Annotated in this window: 14 protein-coding genes; 8 read left to right on the top strand and 6 right to left on the bottom strand. The window is 71.9% G+C overall.

All coding sequences use genetic code 11. The features are described from left to right. Positions 1 to 447, bottom strand: coding sequence for a methylmalonyl-CoA epimerase (gene mce, locus AB0O36_RS18440; protein WP_365111132.1), 447 nt, complete (start codon positions 445 to 447; stop codon positions 1 to 3). Positions 448 to 583: 136 nt separating this feature from the next. Here mce and AB0O36_RS18435 point away from each other — a divergent pair, with 136 nt between their 5' ends. Both AB0O36_RS18435 and meaB read left to right on the top strand, forming a co-directional pair. After that, complete coding sequence (locus AB0O36_RS18435; RefSeq protein WP_365111129.1) at positions 584 to 1786, top strand: acetyl-CoA C-acetyltransferase; 1203 nt, start codon at positions 584 to 586, stop codon at positions 1784 to 1786. A gap of 49 nt (positions 1787 to 1835) precedes the next feature. Next, positions 1836 to 2795: a methylmalonyl Co-A mutase-associated GTPase MeaB gene (gene meaB, locus AB0O36_RS18430; protein ID WP_365111126.1), complete on the top strand. Its 960-nt coding sequence runs from the start codon at positions 1836 to 1838 to the stop codon at positions 2793 to 2795. A gap of 275 nt (positions 2796 to 3070) precedes the next feature. On the opposite strand, the gene AB0O36_RS18425 is transcribed toward meaB, so the two are convergent. The 4 genes from AB0O36_RS18425 to AB0O36_RS18410 form a co-directional block, all read right to left on the bottom strand. Beyond that, a complete protein-coding gene (locus tag AB0O36_RS18425; RefSeq protein WP_365111425.1) occupies positions 3071 to 3547 on the bottom strand; it encodes a MarR family transcriptional regulator in 477 nt (158 codons plus the stop codon). 71 nt (positions 3548 to 3618) lie between these two features. Beyond that, positions 3619 to 4560: an AIM24 family protein gene (locus AB0O36_RS18420; RefSeq protein WP_365111124.1), complete on the bottom strand. Its 942-nt coding sequence runs from the start codon at positions 4558 to 4560 to the stop codon at positions 3619 to 3621. Beyond that, positions 4557 to 5207, bottom strand: coding sequence for an AIM24 family protein (locus AB0O36_RS18415; protein ID WP_365111122.1), 651 nt, complete (start codon positions 5205 to 5207; stop codon positions 4557 to 4559). The genes AB0O36_RS18420 and AB0O36_RS18415 overlap by 4 nt, the downstream gene beginning before the upstream one ends. Continuing rightward, complete coding sequence (locus tag AB0O36_RS18410) at positions 5207 to 5845, bottom strand: AIM24 family protein (protein WP_365111120.1); 639 nt, start codon at positions 5843 to 5845, stop codon at positions 5207 to 5209. The genes AB0O36_RS18415 and AB0O36_RS18410 overlap by 1 nt, the downstream gene beginning before the upstream one ends. 196 nt (positions 5846 to 6041) lie before the next feature. Between AB0O36_RS18410 and AB0O36_RS18405 the strand changes: the two genes are divergently transcribed. Further along, the gene (locus AB0O36_RS18405; protein ID WP_365111117.1) at positions 6042 to 6401 is read left to right on the top strand and encodes a DUF3817 domain-containing protein; all 360 of its coding nucleotides are present in this window, start codon (positions 6042 to 6044) and stop codon (positions 6399 to 6401) included. Further along, on the top strand, positions 6398 to 6694 hold the full coding sequence (locus AB0O36_RS18400) for an MTH1187 family thiamine-binding protein (RefSeq protein ID WP_365111115.1): 297 nt from the start codon (positions 6398 to 6400) through the stop codon (positions 6692 to 6694). The genes AB0O36_RS18405 and AB0O36_RS18400 overlap by 4 nt, the downstream gene beginning before the upstream one ends. A gap of 111 nt (positions 6695 to 6805) precedes the next feature. On the opposite strand, the gene AB0O36_RS18395 is transcribed toward AB0O36_RS18400, so the two are convergent. Further along, entirely contained in the window at positions 6806 to 7828 is a 1023-nt protein-coding gene (locus tag AB0O36_RS18395) for a glycoside hydrolase family 6 protein (protein ID WP_365111112.1), read from the bottom strand. 208 nt (positions 7829 to 8036) lie between these two features. Here AB0O36_RS18395 and AB0O36_RS18390 point away from each other — a divergent pair, with 208 nt between their 5' ends. The 4 genes from AB0O36_RS18390 (at position 8037) to AB0O36_RS18375 (ending at position 11658) form a co-directional block, all read left to right on the top strand. After that, entirely contained in the window at positions 8037 to 8780 is a 744-nt protein-coding gene (locus tag AB0O36_RS18390; RefSeq protein WP_365111109.1) for a tyrosine-protein phosphatase, read from the top strand. 46 nt (positions 8781 to 8826) lie between these two features. Beyond that, positions 8827 to 9336 (top strand): MarR family transcriptional regulator, encoded by a 510-nt coding sequence (locus tag AB0O36_RS18385; RefSeq protein WP_365111108.1) that lies wholly within the window; start codon positions 8827 to 8829, stop codon positions 9334 to 9336. A gap of 107 nt (positions 9337 to 9443) precedes the next feature. Continuing rightward, positions 9444 to 9773 carry a DUF3817 domain-containing protein gene (locus tag AB0O36_RS18380; RefSeq protein WP_365111105.1) on the top strand — a complete coding sequence of 110 codons (330 nt, stop codon included), beginning with the start codon at positions 9444 to 9446 and terminating at the stop codon, positions 9771 to 9773. Between the two features lie 184 nt (positions 9774 to 9957). Next, positions 9958 to 11658, top strand: coding sequence for a methylmalonyl-CoA mutase family protein (locus AB0O36_RS18375; RefSeq protein ID WP_365111102.1), 1701 nt, complete (start codon positions 9958 to 9960; stop codon positions 11656 to 11658). The last annotated feature ends 116 nt before the right edge of the window (positions 11659 to 11774 follow it).

The raw sequence follows: 11774 nt of genomic DNA, 5'->3' as shown, positions 1-11774 counted from the left end.
TCAGTGCTCCGGGTGCTCGGTCGGCTGGGGGTGGGAAGTGACCAGCTCGGTGAGGACTCCGTGGCAGTCCTTGGGGTGCAGGAACGTGATCTTCGAACCCATGGAACCGGTGCGGGGCTCGTCGTAGAGGACCCGGACGCCCTTGCCGCGGATGGCCTCGGAGTCGGCGGTGACGTCCTCGGTGCCGAAGGCGATGTGGTGGACGCCCTCGCCGTTCTTCGCCAGCCACTTCGCGACGGTGGAGTCCTCCCGGACGGGCTCCAGGAGCTGGATGTAGGAGGCGCCGCCGTCCGAGGTGCCGTTGATCTTCAGCATGGCCTCGCGGACGCCCTGCTCCTCGTTGATCTCGGAGTGGAACACCTCGAATCCGTACGTGGCACGGTAGAACTCGACAGTCTTGTCGAGGTCGAAGCAGGCGATCCCGATGTGGTCGATTCTTGTCAGCATGGGTCCAGTGCACTGCCACCGGGCCCGGTTACGCAACGTGCGCGCGATCACACCGACGGCCCGGTGACGGCCACCGGTACCGCTCAGTACATTCGTGTGAACCCTCGTTCACTCCTCATTCAAGGGGCTGTGCCTCATGTCCGGAACGAACCACACCACTTCAGTGATCGTCGCAGGGGCCCGCACGCCCATGGGACGCCTGCTGGGCTCCCTCAAGTCCTTCTCGGGCGCCGACCTCGGCGGCTTCGCGATCAAGGCCGCGCTGGACCGGGCCGGGATCTCCGGCGACCAGGTGCAGTACGTGATCATGGGCCAGGTGCTGCAGGCCGGCGCGGGCCAGATCCCCGCCCGCCAGGCCGCGGTCAAGGCCGGGATCCCCATGAACGTGCCGGCGCTGACCATCAACAAGGTGTGCCTCTCCGGCCTGGACGCGATCGCGCTGGCCGACCAGCTGATCCGCGCCGGCGAGTTCGACATCGTGGTCGCGGGCGGCCAGGAGTCCATGACGAACGCCCCGCACCTGCTGCCCAAGACCCGTGAGGGCTACAAGTACGGCGCCGTCGAGATGCTCGACGCCATGGCCTACGACGGCCTGACCGACTCCTTCGAGGGCATCGCCATGGGCGAGTCCACGGAGAAGCACAACACCCGCCTCGGCATCGAGCGCGCCCCGCAGGACGAGTTCGCGGCGCTCTCCCACCAGCGGGCCGCGGCCGCGCAGAAGAACGGGATCTTCGAGGCCGAGATCGCCCCGGTCGAGATCCCGCAGCGCAAGGGCGACCCGGTGCTCTTCGCCTCCGACGAGGGCATCCGCCCGGAGACCACGGCGGAGTCCCTGGGCAAGCTGCGCCCCGCCTTCGCCAAGGACGGCACGATCACCGCGGGCACCTCCTCGCAGATCTCCGACGGCGCCGCCGCGGTGGTCGTGATGAGCAAGGCCAAGGCCGAGGAGCTGGGCCTGGAGTGGATCGCCGAGATCGGCGCCCACGGCAACGTGGCCGGCCCGGACAACTCGCTCCAGTCCCAGCCGTCCAACGCGATCGCCCACGCCCTGAAGAAGGAGGGCCTGGAGGTCTCCGACCTGGACCTGATCGAGATCAACGAGGCGTTCGCGGCGGTCGCGGTCCAGTCAATGAAGGACCTGGGCGTGACCCCGGAAAAGGTGAACGTCAACGGTGGCGCGATCGCCCTGGGACACCCCATCGGCATGTCCGGCGCCCGGGTGGTCCTGCACCTGGCGCTGGAGCTGAAGCGGCGCGGCGGCGGGATCGGCGCGGCCGCCCTGTGCGGCGGCGGCGGCCAGGGCGACGCGCTGATCGTGCGCGTGCCGGCGTCCTGACCCCCTTGCGGTACCCGAAAGCGGAAGCGAACCGAGGAGCGCAGCACGTATGACGGTGGACGTCCCCCAGCTGGTGGAACAGGCCCGTGAGGGGAGGCCGAGGGCGGTCGCCCGGCTGATCTCACTGGTGGAGGGGGCGTCCCCGCAGCTCCGCGAGGTGATGGCGGCCCTGGCCCCGCTCACCGGAGGGGCGTACGTGGTGGGCCTCACGGGCTCGCCCGGCGTCGGCAAGTCGACGTCGACCTCGGCGCTGGTGGCGGCGTACCGCCGGGCCGGGAAGCGGGTCGGGGTGCTGGCGGTGGACCCGTCCTCGCCGTTCTCGGGCGGGGCGCTGCTCGGCGACCGGGTCCGGATGTCCGACCACGCCTCGGACCCGGGCGTCTACATCCGCTCCATGGCCACCCGCGGCCACCTGGGCGGACTCTCCTGGGCGGCGCCGCAGGCGATCCGGGTGCTGGACGCGGCGGGCTGCGACGTGGTCCTGGTCGAGACGGTGGGCGTGGGCCAGTCCGAGGTGGAGATCGCCGCCCAGGCGGACACCTGCGTGGTGCTGCTCGCGCCGGGCATGGGCGACGGCATCCAGGCCGCCAAGGCGGGCATCCTGGAGATCGGCGACGTCTACGTGGTGAACAAGGCCGACCGGGACGGTGCGGACGCCACGGCCCGGGAGCTGAACCACATGCTGGGGCTGGGCGAGGCGCGCGGGGCGGGGGACTGGCGGCCGCCGATCATCAAGACGGTCGCGGCCCGGGCGGAGGGCGTCGACGAGGTCGTGGAGGCCCTGGAGAAGCACCGCGCGTGGATGGACGAGCGGGGCGTGCTGGCCGAGCGGCGGGCCGCCCGTGCGGCGCGGGAGATCGAGACGATCGCGATCACGGCGCTGCGGTCGCGGCTGGCGGACGTGCACGGCGACGCGCACCTGGCCGGGCTGGCGGGGAGGGTCGCGGCGGGCGAGCTCGACCCGTACGCGGCGTCCGATGTGCTGCTGGCCACGCTGACCGAGGGCTGAGCGCAGCCCTGCGGGGCGGGAGGGGCCGCTGCCGGTGCCCTTTCCCGCCCTGTCCCTCGCCCGAGCGGGGAGAGCGGGCCGCACCTAGACTGGCGTACGCCCGAATTACCCCGATACGGGAGGCGCACACCATGTCCAAGCGCGGCAACAAGCGGCGGGCCCGCAAGAAGAAGGGCGCCAACCACGGCAAGCGCCCCAACACCTGAAACCCGGTGCGGGGCCGGATCGCACCGCGATCCGGCCCCGCACCGGTCCTCCGGCCCCCGGCGGGAGCGCTACGGCTTGCCGCGGTGGCCGCGCAGGTGTTCCGCGACCGGCGCCAGCGAGGCGTGCAGCGCGGACAGCGCCTCCGGGCTGAGCAGGTCGATGAAGTGCTCGCGGACCGACGCCACGTGGTGCGGCGCGACCTTCCGCATCGTCTCCATGCCCTCGTCCGTCAGCACCGCGTACAGGCCCCGCCGGTCGGACTCGCAGTTCACCCGCCGCACCAGGCCCGCCGTCTCCATGCGGGTGATCTGGTGGGACAGCCGGCTCTTGGACTGCAGCGTCGCGGTCGCGAGGTCGCTCATCCGCATCCGGTGCTCCGCGGCCTCCGAGAGGTTCACGAGGATCTCGTAGTCGTTGTTGGTGAGTCCGAAGGGCTGGAGGTCCTTTTCCAGCTGGTGCATCAGCAGCCGGCTGACGTCCAGATGGGTGCGCCAGGCGCACTGCTCGGCATCGCTCAGCCAGCGGGTGGCCGTCTCGGTCTCCATCGTCTCCATGACAGAACTCTACCTAAGAAGTTGAATTACGTACAAAAATAGGACGGTCCGAGCAGGATCGATCAGAGCCCGAAGCGGCGCTGGAGGTCCCCCAGCTGCCCCGGCATCCTGGGGATCCCGAGCTGCCCCTGCTGACCGTGCCCGCCCTGCGCGTACGGCCCGTGCCCGGGCACACCCGGCTCCGCGCCGACCACACCCACCGGCTGCTCCGCCATGAGCATCTCCGAGGACTGCAGCAGCACCGTGCCGGCTCCCACGAACTCGAACTGGTGCTCCTCGCCGGAGGCGCCGCCGATCCCGGCCAGCTGCCGCAGGCCCCCCATCACGCCCGACATGTAGCCGTGGTCGTAGTGGTGGCAGGGGGAGGGGCAGTCGGCCCAGCCCACCAGCGCCTGCGGGTCGACCCGCAGCGGCGGCTCCATGAAGACCACCGGACCGTTGGACGCGGCCACGAACTTCCCGGTTCCGATCAGGGTCAGGAAACCCGGCACGATCGACTGCTTGAGCGCGAGGGTGGGCTGGTAGGCCAGCAGGTTCCCGGAGCGGATCGTGAGGTTGCCGTCCTCCAGGTCGTAGGAGTTCACGTCGAACGCCCGGTCGGCGAGCAGCATCTTGCCCTGGCCCTCGGCCACCACCCAGTCGCTCGCGTGCAGCGGGGAGTGGAAGCTGGTGCGCAGCAGCCGGTCGAAGCGGCCGTTGCCGATGCCGTTGAACTCGATCTGCCCGTAATAGGCGATCATCTTGCCCTTCTGCAGGAACCACTGGCTCCCCTTGAGCTCCACGCAGAAGGTGTACGCGTTGACGTTGTCGTCCGACGGCAGCGCGTAGGGGTCGAGGACCTTCGGGCCCGCGGCCGGAGCGGCGGGCGCCGGGGCGCCCGGCAGCGTCGCGCCCGGTCCGTAGCCGCCGGCGCCGTAGCCGCCGGGTGCGGGGGCACCGGGTCCGGGAGCGCCCGCTCCGTACCCGCCGGCCCCGTAGCCGTCCATGGGGGGTCCGAACGTCACAGCTTCTCCTCCGATGCCTGTACGTACACCGCGCCCTGGCCGGACAGCTCCAGCTGGAACGCCTCGCCCGAGCCGCGGCCCACCATGTCCCGCCAGCCCAGCGCCGAGGACAGCTTGTTGCGTACGTCGCCGTGGTGGGCGACGTACGCCTGCGGGTCGACGTGCACCGGGCGCTGCGGGGTGATCGGGAGCTCGATGACCCCGCCGTGGGCCATCACGGCGACCGAGCCGTGGCCCTGGAGGGTGGTGGTGAACAGGCCCTGGCCGGTGACCTGGCCGCGGACCATGCCCATGACCCCGCCCTGCGAGCCCATGAACATGGTGCCCTGCTGGAGCGTGCCGTCGAAGGCGAGCAGCCGGTCGGCCTCGACGTAGAGGGTCTCGCCCTGGAGGTTGATCACCTGGATGTGGTGGCCGCCGTGGCCGAACATCACGGTGCCGTTGCCCTCGACGGTCATCAGCGGGGTCTGCTCGTTGGCGATGCGGCGCCCGATCATGCCCATCACCCCGCCCTGACCACCGGTCAGGTTCGGGGTGAAGGCGACGTCGCCGCGGTAGGCGAGCATGGCGCCGCGCTGGCTGTAGAGCCGCTGGCCCGGGATCACCTGGGCCTCGATCATCTTCGAGTTGATCTCGCGGAACGGCATCAGACGTCACCGCCGATGGTGTTGCGCTCGCTCGGCTGGACGTACACGAGCCCCTCGCCCTCGAAACGGATCTGGAACGCCTCGCCGCCGCCCTCGCCCATCAGCGTGCGGAAGGTCACACCGGACTGGAGGTGCTGCTGGAGGTTGCCGGTGTGCGCGATGTACGCGCCGGGGTCGACGGAGAGCGGGTACTGGGCGCTCACCCGCAGGACCACCGCGGGCCCGTCGGACATGATCGCCGCCTGGCCGGTGCCCTCGACGGTGGTCGTGAACAGGCCGTTGCCCGTCGCCCCGCCGCGCAGGCCGGTGAAGGTGGTGCCGGTACGGAGTCCGGCGTCGGTGCACAGCAGGTTGCTGGACTCGACGTAGAGCTTCTCCCCGCGGAGATTGACCAGATTGATCTCACTCGCGCGGTCCGCGAAGAAGCAGGTGCCGTGCCCCTGCACTTCCATCACGGTCATCTGTTCGCCGGTCAGCCTGCGGGTCACCATGCCGCGCAGGCCCTCACCGCCGCCGGACATCTTCTTGAAGGCCATCTGGCCGTCGTACGCAACCATGGAGCCGTTCTTCGCTTTGACGGCATCCCCGGTCAGGTCGACGGCGAGCACCTTGCTGCCTTGGAGTCGGAACTGAGCCACGGGGAGAAGGTATCGGCAGCGGGCGACACCGAACAGGGTCCCCTGGCCGATATACGCCCGGACCGGTACCGACGCCCCGGTCGCGGGGCGCGGCCGAACGGCCGGGCGGGGGCGCGCGGACGGGCCCCCGGGTCAAGATCGTGCAAAGCGGATGGGACACTGATACGGACACCGGCCGCCATCCCGAAGGTTCTCCGTGGACATAAAGACCGCCTCCGCCCTGCACCGGCTGCGCCTCATCTCCGTCCCGGAGGCGCTCTCCTTCCCGGCCCTGCTGATCTTCGGCTCGCTGCTGAGCCGGATCTCGGACGTCGACTACCTGATGATGCCGCTCGGCATCCTCCACGGCGTGCTGTTCGTCATCTACGCGATCTTCCTGCTGGACGTGTGGAACAAGGCCAAGTGGCCGGTGAAGAAGGTCGCGCTGTTCTTCGTCCTGGCGCTGCTGCCGTTCGGCGGCCTCTACGGCGACAAGCTCCTCAAGCGCGACGAGGCCGACAGCGTGGTGGCCGCCCGGGCGCGTCGGGAAGTCGGCAAGGAAGGCGCGGCCGCGTGATCGTCGCGTTCTCGGTGACCCCGCTCGGGGTCGGTGAAGAGGTCGGGGAGTACGTCGCCGACGCGGTCCGCGTGGTGCGCGAGTCCGGCCTGCCGAACCGTACCGACGCCATGTTCACCACCGTGGAAGGTGAGTGGGACGAGGTCATGGACGTCGTGCGGCGCGCGGTGGCGGCCGTGGAGGAGCGGGCGCCGCGGGTGTCCTTCATCCTGAAGGCCGACATCCGGCCCGGCGTCACCGACGGCATCACCTCGAAGGTGGAGACGGTCGAGCGGCACCTCGCCGACGGCTGACCCCTCGTACGCGCGAGCCCCCGGTCCCCTTTCGGGCCGGGGGCTTTCGCGTACGCCGGTTGCCCGCGGGCGGGTTCCTCACGGCCGGTTCCGCGGGCGGCTCCCCGCGGGTCAGTCCTTCGCGCGGCGGGCCAGGCCCAGGGCGTAGTCCGGCCACCAGCGGCCGGCCTCCGGGCCGCCGCGGCAGGTGCCGTCGGACTCGCCCGGCGGCTTGACCCACAGGTACGCGTCGGCCAGCGGGTCGCCCGTACGGTCGGTGGGCGGGGTGCCCAGCGCGCGGCCGGGCGGGTTGCAGGAGGACGCGTCCGGGTCGCCGGGCAGGGGGCCTTCGCCGTTCCGGCCGGTGTCGACGACGAAGTGCCGGCCGTCGGTGAGCCCGGAGAGCCGGGCGCCGTAGGCGAGGGCGGTGGCGTCGGACGCGAAGCCGCCGGTGTTCAGGGCGAAGCCGTCGGCGTGCTCCAGGCCGGCCTTGCGGAGCAGCCCGGCCACGGCCTCCGCGGCCGGGGGCCGGGCCGGGTCCCCGGCGTCCAGGTAGACCCGGGTGCCGGGGTTCTGCTTGAGCCGCTGCACCGCCCCGGAGAGCAGACCGAGTTGCTCCTCGTGGCGGTCGGCCGGGGCGCAGCCCGCGGCGATCCGCGCGACGGCGCCCGGCTCCAGCACGACGAGGGTGCGGGTGCGGCCGATGGCGGTGGCGAGGGCGGTGATCCACGCCCGGTAGGCGCGGGCGTCACGGGCGCCGCCCCCGGCGGAGCGCCCGCCGCAGTCGCGGTGCGGGAGGTTGTGGGCGGTGACCAGCAGGGTCTGCCCGGCCGCGGTGGCGCCGCGGGCGGCCCGGCGGACCTCCGGCCCGGGGTCCCCGGCGGCGGCCCAGAGCGCGGCGGGCCGGTCGGAGATGCGGCGGAGGACCTGGGCGTCGCCGTTGCGGCCCTGCGCCTCCCAGTCGGCGACCTGGTGGGCGGCGTCGGTGTCGGGATCGACCCAGAAGGGCGGTCCGGCGTCTTCGCCGGCCGGCCCCGCGCCGGACGCGGCGGACGGGCCCGCCCGGCCGGAGCCGGCCGGGCTGCACCCGGCGGCCGCCAGCAGGACGGCGAGGAGCGGGACGAGGAACGCGCGGTGTCGGTGACGGCCAGGCATCAGCTTCCTCGGGGCTGGCCGGCCGACCGGCCGGGACCGGGGCATGACCGGGACCGGGACATGACCGGAACATCCTGACATGTGGCAAAGGTGACGGCTGGTCACGACACCGCCCGGCCGCTCCCGGTGGGGGCCCGGGCGGCCCGGGCGGCGGGGGGCGCCGGAAAACCGGGTGGCGGAGCCGTGCGGCGCACCTACAGTGACGCGCATGACGCGACGACACGTGGACTTCGGGAACCTGCACAACTTCCGTGATCTGGGCGGCTATCGGACGCGCGACGGCCGGACCGTGCGCTGGGGGCGGCTCTACCGCGCGGACTCCCTCGGCAAACTCGCCGGCCCGGGGGCGGAGGCCGACCGCGAGCGCTTCGCGGCGCTGGGCGTCCGGACCGTCATCGACCTGCGCTACCCCTGGGAGATCGAGGCCAAGGGCCGGGTCCCCGAGGCGGAGGGCCTGGCGTACCACAACTGCAGCATCGAGCACCGGCCCTACGACCAGGCGGAGATCGACCCCGGGCTGGACCCCTGGCGGTACCTCGCGGACCGGTTCGCCGAGGTCGCCGAGGACGGCACCGCCGAGCTGCGGGAAGCGCTGGAGGTGATCGCCGACGGGGACGCCCCGCAGGTCTTCCACTGCGCCTCCGGGAAGGACCGCACCGGACTGCTCGCGGCCCTCGTCCTGGCCCTGCTCGGGGTGGACGAGGACACCATCGCCGCCGACTTCGCCCTCACCGAACTCGCCACCGCGCGCCTGGTGGCCGACTGGCACGCGGCCCACCCCGGCCGGGAGCTGCGCTGGCCCTCGTACGGACGGGCACCGGAGGAGGTCATCCGGCTGTTCCTGGCCGACCTCACCGCCGTCCACGGGTCCGTGCACGGGTACGCCACCGCCCGGCTGGGCGTGGACGAGCAGCTCCTCGACCGCCTGCGCAAGCGGCTGCTGGCCGACTGATGAGACGGGCGTGTCCACCAAATGACCGGCCGGTAAGGTCTGCTGCGTGCCCAAGCCGCTCAGCCTCCCCTTCGATCCCATCGCCCGCGCCGACGAGCTCTGGCAGCAGCGCTGGGGCCCGGTGCCCTCGATGGCCGCGATCACCTCGATCATGCGGGCCCACCAGATCCTGCTCGGCGAGGTCGACGCGGTGGTGAAGCCCTACGGGCTGACCTTCGCGCGGTACGAGGCGCTGGTGCTGCTGACCTTCTCCAAGGCCGGCGAGCTGCCGATGTCGAAGATCGGCGAGCGGCTGATGGTCCACCCGACCTCCGTGACCAACACCGTGGACCGCCTGGTGAAGTCCGGTCTGGTCGCCAAGCGGCCCAACCCGAACGACGGCCGCGGGACCCTGGCCTCGATCACCGACAAGGGCCGGGAGGTCGTGGAGGACGCGACCCGGGACCTGATGGCCGTCGACTTCGGGCTCGGCGTGTACGACGCGGAGGAGTGCGGAGAGATCTTCGCCCTGCTCCGCCCCCTCCGGGTCGCCGCCACGGACTTCGAGGAGAACTAGGGCCCGTCCGGCGGATCGGGGCCGGGGCCGGGGAGTGGGCAGGGTCACGCGCGGGGAAGCGCCGCCCGGGTCAAGATCCGGCAAACCGGACCGATACGCTCGACGCCATGAAACGAAGCGTGCTGACCCGCTACCGCGTCATGGCCTACGTCACCGCCGTGATGCTGCTGATCCTCTGTGCCTGCATGGTGGCGAAGTACGGCTTCGACACCGGCGCCGACCTGACCCTCGCGGTCTCGCAGGCGCACGGCGTGCTCTTCATGATCTACCTCGTGTTCGCCTTCGACCTGGGCTCCAAGGCGAAGTGGCCGTTCGGGAAGCTGCTGTGGGTGCTGGTCTCCGGCACCATCCCGCTGGTCGCGTTCTTCGTCGAGCGCAAGGTCCGGGCCGAGGTCGAACCGCTGGTCTCCGGCACCCCCGTCGCCGCCCGGGCGTAGCCCGCGCCTCACCGCCTCACCGCGCCCCCGTGCGCCGCGGCCCCCGTGCCGCGGCCCGGGGGCGCGTGTGGTTGGCCGGCCGTGTGGTTGGCCGGCCGTGTGGTTGGGCGGTCCGGGGGACCCCGGAAGGACTTCCCGGGGTTTGCCATCGACATTTACTAGGACGTCCTAGTAAATTCGCAGCATGGACGCTGACGCCATCGAGGAGGGCCGCCGCCGCTGGCAGGCCCGTTATGACAAGGCCCGCAAGCGCGACGCCGACTTCACCACGCTCTCCGGCGACGCCGTCGACCCGGTCTACGGACCCCGGCCCGGCGACACCTACGAGGGCTTCGAGCGCATCGGCTGGCCGGGCGAGTACCCGTACACCCGGGGTCTGCACCCCACCGGCTACCGGGGCCGCACCTGGACGATCCGGCAGTTCGCCGGGTTCGGCAACGCCGAGCAGACCAACGAGCGCTACAAGATGATCCTGGCCGCCGGCGGCGGCGGGCTCTCGGTGGCCTTCGACATGCCCACCCTGATGGGCCGCGACTCCGACGACCCGCGCTCGCTGGGCGAGGTCGGCCACTGCGGCGTGGCCATCGACTCCGCCGCCGACATGGAGGTCCTCTTCAAGGACATCCCGCTCGGCGACGTCACCACGTCGATGACCATCTCCGGCCCCGCCGTCCCGGCCTTCTGCATGTACCTGGTCGCCGCCGAGCGGCAGGGCGTCGACCCCGCGGTGCTCAACGGCACCCTGCAGACCGACATCTTCAAGGAGTACATCGCCCAGAAGGAGTGGATCTTCGCTCCGGAGCCGCACCTGCGGCTCATCGGCGACCTCATGGAGTACTGCGCCACCGGCATCCCCGCCTACAAGCCGCTCTCGGTCTCCGGCTACCACATCCGCGAGGCCGGTTCGACGGCCGCGCAGGAGCTGGCGTACACCCTCGCCGACGGCTTCGGCTACGTGGAGCTCGGCCTGTCCCGCGGGCTCGACGTGGACGTCTTCGCCCCCGGCCTGTCCTTCTTCTTCGACGCCCACCTCGACTTCTTCGAGGAGATCGCCAAGTTCCGCGCCGCCCGCCGGATCTGGGCGCGCTGGATGAAGGAGGTCTACGGCGCCAAGACCGACAAGGCGATGTGGCTGCGCTTCCACACCCAGACGGCGGGCGTCTCGCTCACCGCCCAGCAGCCGTACAACAACGTGGTGCGGACCGCCGTGGAGGCCCTGGCGGCCGTGCTCGGCGGCACCAACTCCCTCCACACCAACGCCCTCGACGAGACCCTCGCGCTGCCCAGCGAGCAGGCCGCCGAGATCGCCCTGCGCACCCAGCAGGTGCTGATGGAGGAGACCGGGGTGGCCAACGTGGCCGACCCGCTGGGCGGCTCCTGGTACGTCGAGCAGCTCACCGACCGCATCGAGGCCGACGCCGAGAAGATCTTCGACCAGATCAAGGAGCGCGGCCTGCGGGCCCACCCGGACGGCCGGCACCCCATCGGTCCGATCACCTCCGGCATCCTGCGCGGCATCGAGGACGGCTGGTTCACCGGCGAGATCGCCGAATCCGCCTTCCAGTACCAGCGTTCGCTGGAGAAGGGCGACAAGCGGGTCGTCGGCGTCAACTGCCACGACGGCTCGGTCACCGGCGACCTGGAGATCCTCCGGGTCAGCCACGAGGTCGAGTGGGAGCAGGTCCGGGTCCTGGGCGAGCGCAAGGACCGCCGCGACGAGGCGAAGGTGACCGGCGCGCTCCAGGCCATGCTCACCGCCGCCCGGGACGGCTCGAACATGATCCCGGCCATGCTGGACGCCGTACGGGCCGAGGCCACGCTCGGCGAGATCTGCAACGCGCTCCGCGAGGAGTGGGGCGTCTACGTCGAGCCGCCCGGCTTCTAGAACCCGGCCGGCGCGGTCGGCGGACAGCCTCGCGCCGCGCCCGTCACCGGTCCTGAAACCGGTCCCGTACCCGGCCCCGCCGCGACTCCCCCCGAGCGGCGGGGCCGTTCTCGCGC

The sequence above is a fragment of the Streptomyces sp. NPDC089799 genome (assembly GCF_040684755.1).
GTDB lineage: Bacteria > Actinomycetota > Actinomycetes > Streptomycetales > Streptomycetaceae > Streptomyces.
Note: the sequence above shows the minus strand (reverse complement) of the source record. Positions and strands in the feature narration are given on the sequence as shown.